Raw genomic sequence first — 16704 nt, 5'->3', positions numbered from 1 at the left:
TCAAAAAAAGGGAAAAAGCGCATGGGTAGCGAATTAAAATGTTGGACTGTACTTTGTTAATCGAGGAGGATTTTAAGATGGAAATAAGTTATCATGGGCATTCAGTTGTCAAAATTCAAACAAATGGAAAAACGATATTAATTGACCCTTTTATTAATGGCAATGGGCAAACAGACTTAAAAGTAGCTAATGAAGCGCCAGATATTATTTTACTTACACATGGGCATAATGATCATGTTGGAGATACAGTAGAGTTGGCGAAGAAAAAAGATGCGTTAGTTATTGCGCCAAATGAGCTGGCTAATTGGATTTCTTGGCAAGGTGTAAAAACACATCCAATGCATATAGGTGGTGCGAAGGAATTTGACTTCGGTAAAGTAAAGTTTACACAAGCCTTTCATGGATCTTCCTATGTAACAGATAATAACGAAATAATTTATATGGGCATGCCAGCTGGAATTTTATTATTTGTTGAGGGATTAACGATTTATCATGCTGGTGATACAGCTCTATTTGGTGATATGAAACTAATTGGTGAACGACATCCGATTGATATTGCATTTTTACCTATTGGTGATAATTTTACAATGGGACCTGAGGATGCAGCTTGCGCAGTTTCGTTTTTAAAGCCGAAAATTGTCGTACCGATTCATTACAATACATTCCCACCAATCGAGCAAGATCCACAAATTTTTGCAGATCTAGTGCAAAATACAGAGGTTCAAATTTTGAAAGCTGGAGAAAAAGTAAACTGTTTCTAATCGATGGTAATGCTGTACTATATGAATTGACACCACGCTGGTAGTTGAAATGATGGGGAAAGTTAAACAATTTCATCACTTTATATTAAATATTTTCTTAAAAAATATGGTACACTAAGAGCAGAATTGAAGCTTAGGAAATAGGTGATATTTTGTCTACAAAACATGAGAAAATTTTACAATACATCGAATCACTACCCGTGGGCGATAAAATTTCAGTACGTCAAATTGCAAAGGAAATGCAAGTGAGTGAAGGGACGGCTTACCGTGCAATAAAGGAGGCCGAAAATCGTCGCTTAGTAAGTTCGATTGAACGTGTTGGAACAATTCGTATTGAGAAAAAAAAGAAAGAAAATATTGAGCGCTTAACTTTTGCAGAAATTGTCAATATTGTAGATGGCCAAGTTTTAGGTGGAAAATCAGGTCTACATAAAACATTAACAAAATTTGTTATCGGTGCTATGCAATTAGAGGACATGATGCGTTACACAGATGCAGGTAGCTTATTGATTGTTGGTAACCGTATTAAAGCACATGAAAATGCCCTTCGAGCGGGTGCAGCTGTTTTAATCACTGGCGGTTTTGATACAACGGAAGATAATAAGCTGCTTGCAGATTCATTAGATTTACCAATCATTTCAACAAGCTACGATACGTTTACGGTCGCAACAATGATTAACCGGGCAATTTATGACCAATTAATCAAAAAAGATATTTTATTTATTGAAGACATTTATGTCCCAATGACTGACACAGCAGCGTTAAAAAATGATGAAACGATCTATCATTTCCAGAAGCTGAATGAACGTACGACACATGGTGCATTTCCTGTGGTCACACACCAAAATAAACTCGTCGGTATGATTACCGTCAAAGACGTTATTGGGCGTGAAGAAAACGAGCTTATCGAAAAAGTGATGACGAAAAATCCGATTGCTGGCTCCATGAAAATGAGTGTCGCTTCTGCTGGACATCGAATGATTTGGGAAGGAATTGATCTTCTACCAATTGTTAATGATGACAATATTCTGCAAGGTGTGATTAGCCGTCAGGATGTGCTGAAGGCATTGCAATTAGCACAAAGGCAGCCGCAGCATGGTGAAACGATTGATGATTTAGTGAAAAATGAAATGAAGGTACTAGGTGATGAAGAACTCATTGTTGAGTTTAAAGTCACACCACAAATGACCAATCAATATGGGGCAATTTCATACGGTGCTTTTACAACTTTACTAGCTGAGGTCGGTTCATTTGCATTAAAACGTCGTAAACGTGGGGATGCAGTGGCAGAGAATATGACGATTTACTTTATAAAGCCTGTTCAAATGGAAAGTACGCTTACTGTTAAGCCTCGAATTTTAGACATGAGTCGTAAGTTTGTGAAAATGGATTTTGAAGTGTATAATCAACAAATACTTGTTGGTAAGGCAATGATGATGTTCCAACTATTAGAACGTTAAGTATTGAAAAGGGATGGCCTAGCGCAATTGCTTGGTCATCCCTTTGTTACATATATTATTGATTAATGCGGAATTCTTCCTCAACAAATTGTCCATAATGGCGTGCTTTTTTTATATTTTCTAAAAGAACTAAGATGCCGAGCGCGACAAGAATTGCTACAATAATAAATGTAAATAAGCCCGGGAATAAATAAGCTTGATTTAAAGCAAAGGACAAAATTAAGGAACCTAAGCCGATGTTCGCTTTACTTTTATACCAGTTTTTAGCAATAGGTAATGGAGAACGGAACTGTTTTGTTTTAAAATAAAAATAAAAAACAAAAGATATGATTATCGCAAACACAAATATTAAATTGAGCATAGTAAACCTCCTAGCATAACTAGACATTATTGTAACGATAATTATGTAAAAATGCTAACGGTTCTTACTATCATTTTGGGGGAAATTATTGTGAAAAGACAAATCATCGACACAATTGAGGCCAATGAAACGATCATTATTCACCGTCATGTACGTCCTGATCCTGATGCTTACGGCTCACAGCAAGGCTTAAAAGAGATTATTTTAGCCAATTATCCTGAGAAAAAGGTTTTCGCTGTAGGGGAACATGATACGTCCTTATCTTTTATGGCACAGCCGGATGAAATAGCGGATGAAGTGTATGACAATGCTTTAGTAATTGTCACAGACACGGCTAATACAGAACGTGTTGACGATCAACGTTATACAAAGGGCAAAATGGTGATAAAAATTGATCACCATCCAAATGATGATGCTTATGGTGATCTTTTATGGGTGGACACGACAGCAAGCTCTTGTAGTGAAATGATCTACGAATTATATGAAGAAGGCAAGGAAGTAGCAAACTGGAAACTCTCAGATGCTGCTGCGCGCTTATTATTTGCAGGAATAGTAGGCGATACAGGTAGATTCCAATTCCCAAGTACAACAACGAAAACATTTAAAGTTGCTGCTGACCTGATTACATATGATTTTGATCGAAATCAACTATTTGATGGCATGTACGAAATGGAGCAAAAGTTACTTAATTTACAAGGGTATATTTATCAAAACTTTACAATGAACGAGCATGGAGCTGCCTATGTGAAGCTGACAAAGGAATTACTGGCAGAGCATGATACTGTGCCATCTGAGGCTTCTTTATTAGTAGGTTGCCTTGGCAGCGTTAAAGGTATATGTTCATGGGTTGTGTTCATTGAAGAAGGGGATCAGATCCGTGTACGATTACGTTCAAAGGGTCCCGTTATCAATACATTAGCGAAGGAATTTAACGGAGGCGGACACCCGCTTGCTTCTGGAGCTACTGCTTATTCGTGGGAAGAAGCAGACCTCGTTATTTCAAGATTACAAGAGATTTGTAAAGCGTATCATTAACAGAGAAAAGGAAGGGATTCATTTGACACATGTATATACAAAGATGCATACGAGCGCGGATTTATTGAAAAGCACAATTCGGCTTGAGCAATTGATTCCTTTTTTACAAGAACAAAAGACACAAGCCTGTGCAATCGTTAATACGAAATTGTACGGGCTTTTGCCTTTTTGTAAAGCATTGCAGCAAGCAAATATTCATGCTGTTATTGGGCTTTCGGTTAACGTACAGTGGCATGAAACAACGCTTCCCCTCGTACTGTATGCGCAGACGCAGGAAGGCTATCAACATTTATTAAAGATAAGTAGTGCGATATCCATTAGACAAGACGAGGTGCTGCCATGGAAGTGGCTTGAGGGGTATTCAGCAGGCTGTGTAGCTCTACTTTCTGCTAATGATTTAACGGATTTAGATGACTGGCAGGCAATGGTTTCTGCATTGGTTCAGCTATTTGGTCATCAATTTTATATGGGAATTGCTAGACCAGGAGGGGAAAAGACTCAACATGAAGATGAATTCGTTTTCTGGTGTGAAGAACATGCCATTCCGCTTGTAGCGTCTCAAAGCTGTTATTTCTTGCGTCCAGAAGATCATTTTGCTTATGAGGTAGCAAGAGCAATTGATACAGGGGAAAAGCTTGGAAATACTATGCAAACGGCTGATGTACAAGGCTATTTTGCCCCAACAGCATATGAATGGCAAAATTGGTTTGCTGATCGACCAGATTGGCTTGATTCCAGTATGAAAATGCTTGCTAGCTGTAAAGCTGATATACCTGAAATGCCTGTGCAAATGCCTAAATTTCCTGTACCTGAAGGTGAAACGGCTGAAAGCTTGCTTGTTAAAGAAGCATTTGCTGGATTAGAAGAGCGATTTAAGCAAATCGCAATACCCGTTGCCTACCGTGAACGCCTACAGTATGAGCTTGAAATCATTTGCTCTATGGGCTTTGCTGACTATTTTTTAGTTGTGGCGGATTTCATGCGTTATGCGAAAGAAAATCGAATTTTGACTGGACCTGGACGTGGTTCCTCAGCAGGTTCACTTGTGGCGTATAGTCTTTCCATTACACAAGTAGATCCACTTGCCTATGGTTTATTATTTGAACGCTTTTTAAATCCAGAAAGAATCACTTTACCTGATATTGATATCGATTTTGTTGATAGTAAAAGACATCAAGTAATTCAGTATGTTGCCCAAAAATATGGCAAGGCAAATGTAGCGCAAATTATTACATTTGGTACATTGTCTGCAAAAGCAGTTGCAAGGGATGTTGCGCGGGTTTTTGGCTTTGATGCGGAGATGTTAGAAAAAATTTCGAAGATGATTCCAAATAAGCCAGGAATGACATTGCAAAGAGCTGTGGCTGAGTCACAGGATTTTCAAGGTTGGCTAGCAGAAAATGATAACCATCTGCGTTGGTACGAGGTAGCGCTAAAATTAGAAGGTCTACCAAGAAATTCTTCTACACATGCAGCTGGTATTGTGATCGCTCCATCACCTTTAGTGAATACTGTACCGATTGAAGAAGGGCATGATGGTATTTATAGTACGCAATGGCCAATGGGAGATATTGAAGCGTGTGGTCTCGTTAAAATGGATTTCTTAGGCTTGCGCAACCTTACTATTTTAGAGCAAATACGTTGGTCTATTTATAAAGCGGGGGGTCCTTGGATAGAATTTGAACGAATTCCGATGCATGATGACAAGACGTTTCAGCTTTTACAAAGAGGGGACACGCTGGGGATCTTTCAATTAGAATCAGACGGTATGAAGCAAGCTTTACGTGATATCAGTCCTACAAGCTTTTTAGATATTGTAGCTGTAAACGCACTTTATCGTCCAGGACCAATGGATTTTATTCCTGTCTATGCAAAACGGAAAGCTGGCAGAGAAAAGGTGACGATGCCACATCCTGTGCTAGAGCCTATTTTACAAGAGACCTTTGGTGTGATTGTTTATCAAGAACAAATTATAAAAATTGCATCAGTACTGGCAGGCTTTACAATGGGACAGGCAGATTTACTTCGCCGTGCAGTGAGTAAAAAAAATCGTCAAGTTTTAGAGGAACAACGTACTGCCTTTGTTCATGGGGCGTTAAGCCAAGGCTTTGATCAGCGTGTAGCAGAAGAAGTCTATGAATTGATTGTACGCTTTGCGGATTATGGTTTCCCTAAAAGTCATGCTGTGGCCTATAGTGTTATTTCCTATCAAATGGCCTATTTAAAGGCACATTTCCCTCAAAGCTTTTATGCAGCTTTATTATCCAATGCAACGGGAAATGTAGAAAAGATTCAACAACTTGTCCATGAGGCAAAAGATAAGGGCATCCCATTTTATCCACCTTCTTTAAAAAACAGTACCAAGTATTTTACTGTAGAAAATGAAGGCATTCGCTACAGCTTATCAGGAATCAAAGGTGTGCCCCATACTTTGATAGAAAAAATGCATGGGCTCCGTCAAACAAATCCAGAGGTATTAAATAACCTATTTGACCTGGCTGTTGCCTTAAGTGCGCAGCATTTTAAACCAAAAGTGATGGAATCATTAATTTATGCTGGGGCGCTTGATTATCTAGAAAAAGACAGAGCAGTCCTCATCATGACAGTAGACGCAGCTTTGAAACACGCAGAGCTTTTACGGCCAACTGAAGACATTGATTTGGCGTCGGCTATGGCATTTAGTTTTGGTAAGCCCAAATATATGCAGGCAGAAGAAATGTCCCAGAAGGAAAAATTGATGCATGAGAAAGAGAGTTTGGGCTTTTATATTTCTACACATCCAGTAGCACAAGAAAGACTATACTGGGGGGATGTCAATAGTACTTGCCGAGAGTTAAAGCAGAAGCGTGATGGTACCTCTATAAGAATGATTGGTATGATTGAAGAAGTGAAGAAAATTCGTACAAAAAAAGGTGAGCAAATGGCTTTTGTTCAGCTACAGGATGAGTTTGGAACGGTTTCAATTACATTTTTCCCACAAACTTTTCAATTGGTCCAAGACCTGCTGTTAGAGGAGGAAATGCTGTTGATTGATGGTGTCTTGGAGAGACGTTTTGGCAAGCCACAAATCAAAGTAAAACATGCGCAAACGACGAAAAAGATATAAAATGAAACAAGAATTGAGAAACTGCATTAAATTTTATGCAGTTTTTTCTTTACTTTTGAACAGTTATTTTGTAAGCTAGAGACAACGTTAAAAAGTGGTCAGACCACTTTTTTTGATAAGGGGAGTTAGTCGTATGGATAAAAAAACCGAACAAAAGAAAGTGTTTTTAGAAATCGTCCAACAACTACGTCAACTCATTAAATTGGAAAAAATTCAAGCAGGTGAAAAACTGCCTTCAGAACGAGTTCTATCAGAGCGTCTAGGTGTCGGGCGATCCTCTGTGAGAGAGGCATTGCGAAGCTTAGAGTTGCTAGGGCTTATTGAAACGAGACATGGTGGTGGTACTTTTCTTGCGTCCACACATAAGCATCAGCTCGTAGAAATACTGTCGATGTTTATATTAGAAGATGAAAAATCGAAAAAAGATGTCGAATTAACGCGACAAATTCATGAAATGGAAGCAATCCGCGTAATAAGTTGTACAGAGATTCTTCGCACACTACCTGTGTGGGATAGTTTTTTTGTGAAACTAGAAATAGAAGGTACGGTTAATTGTCGAGATATTTTGCGAGAATTATTAATTACGACAGGTAATCGTCTTTCATTAAAAATCTGGTTTCAATTAGCAGCTTATGATGGCGACCGTTTAAATCGAAACTCAACAGAAGATGAAAAAATAATCATTCAAACAATGTTGAAATCGATGCAGCTTGGTTACGAAAAAGAAGCATTAAAAGCTTATGAGCAGTGGATGAGTACTGTACAGAGCATTTAGACAACAACAAAGGGGGAGTCGAACATGGCAATACGTAGCTTATTTAGTGGTAATCGAAAAAAGAAAGAGGATGGGCAAGAAAAGGCATTTCCGGAAGGGTTAATGACAAAATGTCCTGAATGTCGTCACATTCAACTGACAAAGGAATTAGAAAAAAACCATAAAGTATGTTCAAAATGTAGTCATCATTTCAAAATGACGGCACAAGAGCGTGTGGAATATTTCTTAGATGAAGGCTCATTCGAATCAATGGATGACCATTTACAAACTAGTAATCCCCTGAATTTCCCAGCATATATTGAAAAAATTTCAGCAGACCAAGAGAAAACAGGCTTGAACGAGGCTGTTCTAACAGGTGTCGGTACATTAGATGGAGAAGAAATTGTCGTAGCGATTATGGATTCTCACTTCCGTATGGGTTCAATGGGCTCAGTTGTTGGAGAAAAAATTACACGAGCAGTGGAAAAGGCAACTGAACTAGGTGTACCATTTATTATCTTTACTGCCAGTGGTGGTGCCCGTATGCAAGAGGGCGTATTATCGTTAATGCAAATGGCGAAAACAAGTGTGGCTTTAAAACGTCACAGTGATCAAGGGTTATTGTTTATCTCTATTTTAACGCATCCAACAACAGGTGGGGTTTCCGCAAGCTTTGCTTCTGTTGGTGATATAAATATTGCAGAGCCACAGGCATTAATTGGCTTTGCAGGTCGTCGTGTAATTGAAGAAACTGTACGAGAAAAATTGCCAAGTGATTTCCAAACAGCAGAATTTTTATTAGAGCATGGTCAGCTTGATGCCATTTTCCATCGCAAGGATTTACGTAAACAAGTTTCATTACTTGTAAAAATGCATACGAAAGGCGGCGTGCAACATGTCTAAAAATTTAGCATTTGAAGAACCAGTCGTACAATTACGAGAGAAAATTGATGAATTAAAAACAATTGCTGCAGAAGCAGAAGTAGATATGTCAGGTGAAATTGAAAAGCTTGAAACACGTTTATCGCAATTAGAGCAATCGATTTATGCCAATATGAAGCCGTGGGATCGTGTACAAGTAGCAAGACATCCAGAAAGACCTACAACACTCCAATATATTGAAGCGATATGTGAAGATTTTATTGAATTACATGGTGATCGTACATTTGGTGATGATGCAGCCATTCTTGGTGGGATTGGCATTTTTGAAGGGCAACCAGTAACGATAATTGGACATCAACGTGGTAAGTCTACAAAGGAAAATATACGTCGTAATTTTGGTATGCCTCATCCAGAGGGCTATCGAAAAGCGCTACGCTTGATGAAGCAAGCTGAAAAATTTAAACGACCAATTATTTGTTTTATCGATACAAAAGGTGCATACCCAGGGAAAGCTGCTGAAGAACGTGGTCAAAGTGAAGCAATCGCTAGAAATCTTGTTGAAATGGCTGGTTTAACTGTGCCCGTAATTAGTATCGTTATTGGTGAAGGAGGAAGCGGTGGTGCACTAGCATTAGGTGTAGCAAACCGTGTCTTTATGCTAGAGAACTCAACATATTCTGTTATTTCTCCAGAAGGGGCAGCATCTATTTTATGGCGTGATGGTAGTCTTGCAAAGCAGGCAGCGGAAGCAATGCGTATTACAGCACCTGATTTAAAAGAGCTTGGTGTAATTGATGGCATTATTCCTGAAATTATTGGTGGAGCACATCGCAATGTAGCGAAGCAGGCTCTTTCTATTAAAGAATGCATTAGTGACACACTTCATGCATTAAATTCTCTAAATGGAGAACAATTAATTGAAGATCGTTATGAAAAATTTAAAAAAATTGGACAATATACAGAAGCGTAATTCTGTTTGTTCGTAACAGATGAATGTTCTTTACCTTAATAGTGTATAAAAATCTAAAGCTATAAATTTGCTCGTTAAGAGACAGAATTTGTATCTTAACATATTAAAAAGCTATAAAAATGAAAGAAGAAAATAGCGCGAAATAAACGCCAGACTTCTTGAAAAAATGTTAGATTTAGGATGTTTTAAGGTGGAAAGAGTGTGTGAAAGCGCATTCTTTTCATTTTTTATGTAAAAGTTATGTTTTTGTATCCTCAGAACCCTTACATAGTTTGTTTTTTCATGTTAATGTGAATAATAATAGTAACTGCAGGAGGTTCGACAATGAAAAAAATTGCTGTATTAACTAGTGGTGGAGATGCGCCTGGAATGAACGCAGCTATTCGAGCGGTAGTTCGTAAGGCAGCATTTCATGGAATCGATGTTGTCGGAATTAAGCATGGTTATGAAGGCTTAGTAAAAGGTAATATGGAAGAACTTGATTTAGGTGCAGTTGGTGGTATTATTCAACGCGGTGGTACGCATTTGAATTCAGCAAGATGTCCAGAATTTAAAGAAGATGCTGTCCAGCAACGAGGTATTGAAAATTTACGCGCTGCTGGAATTGAAGGACTTGTTGTCATTGGTGGTGACGGGTCTTATCGAGGTGCGATGGATTTAGTGAAAAAAGGCTTCCCTGTTGTAGGTGTTCCTGGAACAATCGACAATGATATTCCAGGAACAGAATATACAATCGGCTTTGATACGGCCCTAAATACAGTCGTAGAGTCCATTGATAAAATCCGAGATACTGCTACATCTCATGAGAATTCTTTCATTGTAGAGGTCATGGGACGGGATGCAGGAGATATCGCTTTATGGGCAGGTCTTGCTGCCGGTGCTGAAACAGTCTTAATTCCAGAAGAAGATTATAATTTAGACGATATTGTCGCACGCTTAGATCGTGGTGCGGCACGTGGTAAAAAGCATAGCATTATTATTGTTGCAGAGGGTGTTATGTCTGGAAATGAACTGGCAAAGCTGTTAAAAGAAAAAACAGGAAAAGAAACGCGTGTTTCAGTATTAGGTCATATTCAACGTGGTGGTTCACCAACAGCACGAGATCGTGTACTAGCAAGTCAGTTTGGCGCACATGCAGTTGAATTACTAATGGAAGGCAAAGCTGGTAGAGCAGTAGGTATTCGCAATCATCAAGTCATTGATTACGATATGCCAGAGGCTTTTGAAAAGAATCACGAGGCAGATGTAAGCCTTTATACACTAATGAAAGAACTATCAATATAATTTGTTATAAAACGGAGTGGGCAAAAATGAGAAAAACTAAAATCGTATGTACAATTGGACCTGCAAGTGAGTCACCAGAAACTTTAGAAAAATTAATCGAAGCAGGTATGAATGTTGCCCGCTTGAATTTTTCACACGGATCTCATGAAGAACATGCAGGACGTATTCATTTAATTCGTGAAGTGGCACAAAAATTAAATAAACCAGTGGGAATTTTACTTGATACAAAGGGTCCGGAAATTCGTACACATAACATGAAAAATGGCGAGCTTCATTTGTCAGCAGGTCAAGTAATAGATATTTCAATGACTGAAGTAGAAGGTACTGAGACGAGCTTCTCTGTCACGTATGAGCGCTTAATTGAAGACGTTGAGCAAAATTCAATTATTTTACTTGATGATGGTCTTATTCAACTACGTGTATTAGCAACAGATATGGAAAAAGGATTAATTCATACAATTGTTGAAAATGCTGGCGTCCTAAAGAATAAAAAGGGAGTTAACGTCCCAGGTGTTTCTGTACAACTACCAGGTATCACAGAAAAAGACGCACAAGATATTTTATTTGGTATCGAACAAGGTGTTGATTTTATTGCCGCTTCATTTGTTCGTCGTGCAAAAGATGTTCTTGAAATTCGTGAATTGCTTGAACAAAATGGTGGTAGTCATATTCACATTATCCCAAAAATCGAAAACCAAGAGGGTGTCGATAACATCGATGAAATCATCCTAGTATCGGACGGTTTAATGGTTGCTCGTGGAGATCTTGGTGTTGAAATTCCAGCAGAAGAAGTACCACTTGTACAAAAGAAATTAATTCTAAAATGTAATCAAGTTGGTAAACCAGTAATTACGGCAACACAAATGTTAGACTCCATGCAGCGTAACCCACGACCAACACGTGCAGAAGCAAGTGATGTAGCCAACGCAATTATTGATGGAACAGATGCTATCATGTTATCTGGAGAAACTGCCGCAGGTCTTTATCCAGTAGAATCAGTACAAACGATGAATAAAATTGCACAACGCACTGAAAATTCATTAGATTATAGATCAATTGTTTCTGCACGTAGTCGTGAGAAAGAAGCAAATATGACAGAGGCCATTTCTCAAGCTGTAGCTTATACTTCTATCAATTTAGGGGTGAAAGCCGTATTAGCACCAACTGAAAGTGGCAATACAGCGAGAATGATTGCAAAATATCGACCAGGAGTGCCAATTGTAGCCGTAACAGGCTCTACAAATACAGCTCATACATTAACACTAGTATGGGGCGTATACCCAATTGTGTGTCAACGCGTGACAACAACAGATGAGATTTTAGAGCTAGCTGTAGATGAAAGCTTAAAGCATAGTTTTGTTACTCATGGCGACGCTGTTGTCATTACAGCAGGGGTGCCTGTTGGTGAAGCGGGTACAACAAACTTAATGAAAGTACACATTATTGGTGATTTACTTGCTCGTGGACAAGGAATTGGAAAAGCATCCGTTGTTGGTAAAACAGTGGTTGCTAAAAATGCAGCTGAGGCACTTGCCTACGATACAGATGGATGCATCATTGTCACAGTTGGTTCAGATCGTGATATGATGCCAGCTTTAGAAAATTGTATTGGTCTGATTACTGAAGAAGGTGGGCTAACTAGCCACGCGGCAGTTGTAGGGCTAAGCCTAGGTATTCCAGTAATCGTTGGCGTAAAAGAAGCAACTACATTAATTCGTCATGGTCAAGAAATTACAATGGACGCTGAAACAGGTGTTATTTACAAGGGGCATGCAAGTGTTCTTTAATCATTAACAAAAAGCTCTAGTGCGGTTTGTTGTACTAGAGCTTTTTCATAAAGGTTGTACACACTCTTTCTGGAAACTATTTAATTCTTCCTCTAACAGAAGTTGCTTTCTCTTTGAATAGGTGTATTCATTTTTTTATGAAACTAAACGGGCTATAATAACGTATAAAAGGTATAGCTTTTCAAGTAGAAAGGAGAAAAATATGCGAAAAATTTTTCTTGGTTTCATTGTCTACGCATTAGCCGAATTGGCGTTATTAATAGTCATTGGACAAAATATTGGCGTTTTAAGTACTTTATTGCTCATTATGGCTACGAGTATTATTGGGATTTATGTCATGAAGAATAAAGGTATGAATTCTGTTCAAAATGTAAAAAATACATTGGCACGTGGAGAAGCGCCAGGAGCTGCATTAGTGGATACTTTCTTAACTTTTGGTGGTGGTTTGCTTTTAGCGTTACCTGGATTTTTAACAGATGTCCTAGGTTTATTCCTACTCATGCCATTTTCTCGAAAAATGTTCCAACCCATTGTCTATTACTGGATGCGTAAAAAAATGAAAAAAGGTCAATTCATTATCGTTCAAAGATAGAGTTTTCCTTGAGTTTTACGGCTAGAAATAAAAAGATAGGGCTCAGCAAGATACCATAAAAGCCAAATAATAGAATAGAGGCAGCACTGATAAAGAATGTATGGAACGTGCGTAGCTGAAGCGTATTGGACCAAAGCATCGAATCAGCTAGCTGCCTTGTTAATTGTACAAATAAATATAGTAGTAAAATGGCTACACATAAAAAGGTATTGCCATTGAAATAAAAATAAATGCTCATTGGCACAAGAAAAACGCCGATTCCGAAAAACGGTAGTACATCTGCAAATGCTACAATAAATGCTTTAATGATGGCTTGTTCAAATTGAAGAATCATAAACCCTGCACAAAGAATGAGTAGGGTAATCGTAAATAATTGAAACTCCACAAATAAGAAGTAATGAAAGAGCTGCATGATTTTTGCAAAATGAGATTGCCACTCTTGTCGATATTTTTTAGGCACATATTGAAAGAACCAATAGCGTGATTTACGAGTTTCTAGAAGCGCAAAGTAATAAGCGACTAAAAAGATGAATACCTCAATGACATGCTTCATTAATAATTGGAAAAGATCTGCTGTGTAGATGATGATAGAATCGAAAATGGACAGTGACTTTTCTTTTAATACTTGTACAAACATGGATTCATATTCACTGAAAAGCGGGAAATTTTGTAGTGTCTCTCGAATTTCTGGAAAGATAACGATAATACTGTTTATCGTTATGACAACTAACAGAAAAATACATGTTAATATCAATACTTCCACAACAATTGCTGCGATCCAATACGCAATCCTACAATATTTATGTAAAAAATTTATGATAGGATACGTTGAAAATGACAAAAAAATTGCAAGTGAAACAGGTAATACAAACCAAAGTATGACTAAATAAAAGATAAAAAACAAAACACTTGTAGTTCTTTCGTATGAAAAATACTTTAAATTCCTCATTTTTACAAATTCACCCCAAACCAATTAATAAATTAATGTCAAAATATACAAAAAAATCTCTTTAGGACAGTTATATAGTCGTTCGGACGTCTTTTTCTTTATTTGGAGGATTTTCATTCACAAAGCTGTCAAAAATGATTATAATAGCAATGTAAGCGATTTACTTAATGGTTCATATGAGCAAAATTCGTAAATGCAACATAAAAAACGCATTTGCAACAAAAAAATAAGTATGAGGGAGCGATAATTTATGTCAGCAACTAAAGGTTTAGAAGGTATCGTAGCAGCGGAATCTAAAATCAGTTCAATTATCGATGACACACTTACATATGTTGGTTACAACATTGATGATTTAGCAGAAAATGCGTCATTCGAAGAGGTAATTTACTTGTTATGGCATACTCGTTTACCAAAAGAGGACGAGCTAGCTGAATTAAAACAACAATTGGCAGACAACATGTCAATTCCGCAAGCGATTGTCGACCAATTTAAAACATACCCACTTTCAACTGTACATCCAATGGCTGCATTGCGTACTGCAGTATCTTTACTTGGTGTATTCGATGAAGAAGCGGATGTTATGGATCCAGAAGCAAACTACCGTAAAGCAATTCGTCTACAAGCTAAAATTGCGACAGTAGTAACTGCATTTGCACGTGTTCGTAAAGGTTTAGAGCCAGTTGCGCCAAAACCAGAACTAGGATATGCTGCAAACTTCTTATACATGCTAAAAGGTGAAGAGCCAGAAGCTATTGAAATTGAAGCATTTGACAAAGCATTAGTATTACATGCTGACCATGAATTAAATGCATCTACATTTACAGCACGTGTATGTGTAGCTACATTATCAGATGTTTATTCAGGTGTAACTGCAGCAATCGGTGCATTAAAAGGACCACTTCACGGTGGAGCAAATGAGCAAGTTATGAAAATGTTAACTGAAATCGGCTCACTTGAAAATGTTGAATCTTACATTCAAAATAAATTAGACAACAAAGAAAAAATCATGGGCTTCGGTCACCGCGTATATCGTAAAGGCGACCCACGTGCTCCGCATTTACGTGTAATGTCTAAAAAATTAACGGAACTAACTGGTAAACCAGAGCTTTATGAAATGTCAGTTAAAATCCATGACATGATCGTAGAACAAAAGAAATTACCTGCAAACGTAGATTTCTTCTCTGCGTCAGTGTATGATTCTTTAGGTATTGATCATGACCTGTTCACACCAATTTTCGCAGTATCACGTACTTCAGGTTGGGTGGCACACATCCTTGAGCAATATGCTAACAACCGCCTAATCCGTCCACGTGCTGAGTATGTTGGACCAGGCATGCAAAAATATGTTCCAATCAGCGAGCGCTAATTTGGAAAATATGCTAGAATGTTTGGGACTGTGTTATCACTAACACAGTCCTATGATTATGAATTTAGGAGGCAACAGAATGTCAAACAAAATTGTAGTTGAAAATGGCGTACTTAATGTACCAAACAATCCAGTAATTCCTTTCATCGAAGGTGATGGAATTGGTCCAGATATCTGGGCTGCAGCATCACGTGTAATCGACGCAGCTGTAGAAAAAGCTTACAACGGTGAAAAGAAAATTGAATGGTTAGAAGTTTTAGCTGGTGAAAAAGCATTTAACCAAACTGGTGAATGGTTACCACAAGAAACTTTAGACAAAATTAACGAATACTTAATTGCAATCAAAGGTCCTCTTACTACTCCAATCGGTGGTGGTATCCGCTCTCTTAACGTAGCATTACGTCAACAACTTGACTTATATGTATGCTTACGCCCAGTACGTCACTTTGATGGAGTGCCTTCTCCAGTTAAACGCCCAGAAGACGTTGATATGGTTATCTTCCGTGAGAACACAGAAGACATCTACGCTGGTATTGAATTCGAATCTGGTTCAGAACAAGCTCAAAAAATCATCAACTTCCTACAATCTGAATTTGGTGTAAACCAAATCCGTTTCCCAGAAACTTCTGGTATCGGTGTAAAACCTGTATCTAAAGAAGGTACTGAGCGTTTAGTACGTTCTGCTATTGAATATGCAATTAAACATAAACGCCCATCTGTTACTTTAGTTCATAAAGGTAACATCATGAAATTCACTGAAGGTGGATTCAAAAAATGGGGTTATGAATTAGCAGAAAAAGAATTTGCTGATCAAACTTTCACTTGGAACCAATACGATGCAATCAAAGCTGAACAAGGTGAAGAAGCAGCAAACAAAGCACAAGCTGATGCTTTAGCAGCAGGTAAAATCTTAGTGAAAGATTCTATCGCTGATATCTTCTTACAACAAATCTTAACTCGTCCAACTGAGTTCGATGTAGTAGCTACAATGAACTTAAATGGTGACTATATTTCTGATGCACTTGCTGCACAAGTTGGTGGTATCGGTATCGCTCCAGGCGCGAACATTAACTATGTTACTGGACATGCGATCTTCGAAGCTACTCACGGTACAGCTCCAAAATATGCTGGTTTAGATAAAGTAAACCCATCTTCAGTATTACTTTCAGGTGTATTAATGCTTGAACACTTAGGATGGCAAGAAGCTGCTGACATGATCACTCAATCTGTTGAGAAAACAATTTCTTCTAAAGTTGTTACTTATGACTTCGCACGTTTAATGGACGGCGCTACAGAAGTGAAATGTTCAGAATTCGCTACTGAGTTAATCAAAAACCTATAATTTTCTATTCTACAATAGAATTTATCACTAAAGCGGATGCTTTTTTCTGCCGATA

14 protein-coding genes are annotated in these 16704 nt (G+C 38.0%); 12 read left to right on the top strand and 2 right to left on the bottom strand.

Features of this window, described 5'->3' with window-relative positions; genetic code table 11:
* Positions 1–77 precede the first annotated feature (77 nt).
* Together JTI58_RS02310 and JTI58_RS02305 are read left to right on the top strand one after the other, a co-directional pair.
* Positions 78–761 (top strand): metal-dependent hydrolase, encoded by a 684-nt coding sequence (locus tag JTI58_RS02310; RefSeq protein ID WP_205444963.1) that lies wholly within the window; start codon positions 78–80, stop codon positions 759–761.
* A 152-nt stretch (positions 762–913) separates the two neighbouring features.
* Positions 914–2221: a DRTGG domain-containing protein gene (locus tag JTI58_RS02305; RefSeq protein WP_205444962.1), complete on the top strand. Its 1308-nt coding sequence runs from the start codon at positions 914–916 to the stop codon at positions 2219–2221.
* Between the two features lie 55 nt (positions 2222–2276).
* Here the strand turns inward: JTI58_RS02305 and JTI58_RS02300 are convergent, their stop codons facing one another.
* Complete coding sequence (locus JTI58_RS02300; RefSeq protein ID WP_205444960.1) at positions 2277–2582, bottom strand: YtpI family protein; 306 nt, start codon at positions 2580–2582, stop codon at positions 2277–2279.
* A gap of 90 nt (positions 2583–2672) precedes the next feature.
* Here JTI58_RS02300 and JTI58_RS02295 point away from each other — a divergent pair, with 90 nt between their 5' ends.
* The 8 genes from JTI58_RS02295 to JTI58_RS02260 all read left to right on the top strand — a co-directional run bounded on the left by JTI58_RS02295 (position 2673) and on the right by JTI58_RS02260 (position 12992).
* Positions 2673–3617: a DHH family phosphoesterase gene (locus JTI58_RS02295; RefSeq protein WP_207794398.1), complete on the top strand. Its 945-nt coding sequence runs from the start codon at positions 2673–2675 to the stop codon at positions 3615–3617.
* 22 nt (positions 3618–3639) lie between these two features.
* Positions 3640–6723 (top strand): DNA polymerase III subunit alpha, encoded by a 3084-nt coding sequence (gene dnaE / locus JTI58_RS02290; protein WP_205444957.1) that lies wholly within the window; start codon positions 3640–3642, stop codon positions 6721–6723.
* Between the two features lie 133 nt (positions 6724–6856).
* Positions 6857–7498: a FadR/GntR family transcriptional regulator gene (locus JTI58_RS02285; RefSeq protein WP_205444955.1), complete on the top strand. Its 642-nt coding sequence runs from the start codon at positions 6857–6859 to the stop codon at positions 7496–7498.
* Positions 7499–7522: 24 nt separating this feature from the next.
* On the top strand, positions 7523–8380 hold the full coding sequence (accD, locus tag JTI58_RS02280) for an acetyl-CoA carboxylase, carboxyltransferase subunit beta (protein ID WP_205444953.1): 858 nt from the start codon (positions 7523–7525) through the stop codon (positions 8378–8380).
* Positions 8373–9329, top strand: coding sequence for an acetyl-CoA carboxylase carboxyltransferase subunit alpha (locus JTI58_RS02275; RefSeq protein WP_205444952.1), 957 nt, complete (start codon positions 8373–8375; stop codon positions 9327–9329). Before accD ends, JTI58_RS02275 begins: the two co-directional genes overlap by 8 nt.
* A gap of 324 nt (positions 9330–9653) precedes the next feature.
* Positions 9654–10613, top strand: a complete 960-nt coding sequence (gene pfkA / locus JTI58_RS02270; protein ID WP_205444950.1) for a 6-phosphofructokinase — start codon at positions 9654–9656, stop codon at positions 10611–10613.
* A 26-nt stretch (positions 10614–10639) separates the two neighbouring features.
* Positions 10640–12400 (top strand): pyruvate kinase, encoded by a 1761-nt coding sequence (gene pyk / locus JTI58_RS02265; RefSeq protein WP_205444948.1) that lies wholly within the window; start codon positions 10640–10642, stop codon positions 12398–12400.
* Between the two features lie 202 nt (positions 12401–12602).
* Positions 12603–12992: an FxsA family protein gene (locus tag JTI58_RS02260; RefSeq protein ID WP_205444946.1), complete on the top strand. Its 390-nt coding sequence runs from the start codon at positions 12603–12605 to the stop codon at positions 12990–12992.
* Here the strand turns inward: JTI58_RS02260 and JTI58_RS02255 are convergent.
* Positions 12976–13941 carry an AI-2E family transporter gene (locus JTI58_RS02255; RefSeq protein ID WP_205444945.1) on the bottom strand — a complete coding sequence of 322 codons (966 nt, stop codon included), beginning with the start codon at positions 13939–13941 and terminating at the stop codon, positions 12976–12978. The genes JTI58_RS02260 and JTI58_RS02255 overlap by 17 nt on opposite strands.
* 250 nt (positions 13942–14191) lie before the next feature.
* On the opposite strand from JTI58_RS02255, the gene citZ reads away from it, so the two are divergent.
* Both citZ and icd read left to right on the top strand, forming a co-directional pair.
* A complete protein-coding gene (gene citZ / locus JTI58_RS02250) occupies positions 14192–15307 on the top strand; it encodes a citrate synthase (protein WP_004226238.1) in 1116 nt (371 codons plus the stop codon).
* Between the two features lie 79 nt (positions 15308–15386).
* Positions 15387–16649, top strand: coding sequence for an NADP-dependent isocitrate dehydrogenase (gene icd, locus JTI58_RS02245; protein ID WP_205444944.1), 1263 nt, complete (start codon positions 15387–15389; stop codon positions 16647–16649).
* The last annotated feature ends 55 nt before the right edge of the window (positions 16650–16704 follow it).

Origin of the sequence: Lysinibacillus fusiformis, from assembly GCF_016925635.1 — a bacterium.
Taxonomy (GTDB): Bacteria; Bacillota; Bacilli; order Bacillales_A; family Planococcaceae; genus Lysinibacillus; species Lysinibacillus fusiformis_F.
The sequence above is the reverse complement of the archived record's forward strand: the minus strand, read 5'-3'. Positions and strand labels throughout refer to the sequence as shown.

Excerpts from the sequence above, each read along its gene's own strand:
- JTI58_RS02310 (WP_205444963.1), top strand. The coding sequence starts at position 78 with ATGGAAATAAGTTATCATGGGCATTCAGTTGTCAAAATTCAAACAAAT.
- JTI58_RS02300 (WP_205444960.1), bottom strand. The coding sequence starts at position 2,582 with ATGCTCAATTTAATATTTGTGTTTGCGATAATCATATCTTTTGTTTTT.
- JTI58_RS02285 (WP_205444955.1), top strand. The coding sequence starts at position 6,857 with ATGGATAAAAAAACCGAACAAAAGAAAGTGTTTTTAGAAATCGTCCAA.
- accD (WP_205444953.1), top strand. The coding sequence starts at position 7,523 with ATGGCAATACGTAGCTTATTTAGTGGTAATCGAAAAAAGAAAGAGGAT.
- JTI58_RS02275 (WP_205444952.1), top strand. The coding sequence starts at position 8,373 with ATGTCTAAAAATTTAGCATTTGAAGAACCAGTCGTACAATTACGAGAG.
- pfkA (WP_205444950.1), top strand. The coding sequence starts at position 9,654 with ATGAAAAAAATTGCTGTATTAACTAGTGGTGGAGATGCGCCTGGAATG.
- pyk (WP_205444948.1), top strand. The coding sequence starts at position 10,640 with ATGAGAAAAACTAAAATCGTATGTACAATTGGACCTGCAAGTGAGTCA.
- JTI58_RS02260 (WP_205444946.1), top strand. The coding sequence starts at position 12,603 with ATGCGAAAAATTTTTCTTGGTTTCATTGTCTACGCATTAGCCGAATTG.
- JTI58_RS02255 (WP_205444945.1), bottom strand. The coding sequence starts at position 13,941 with ATGAGGAATTTAAAGTATTTTTCATACGAAAGAACTACAAGTGTTTTG.
- citZ (WP_004226238.1), top strand. The coding sequence starts at position 14,192 with ATGTCAGCAACTAAAGGTTTAGAAGGTATCGTAGCAGCGGAATCTAAA.
- icd (WP_205444944.1), top strand. The coding sequence starts at position 15,387 with ATGTCAAACAAAATTGTAGTTGAAAATGGCGTACTTAATGTACCAAAC.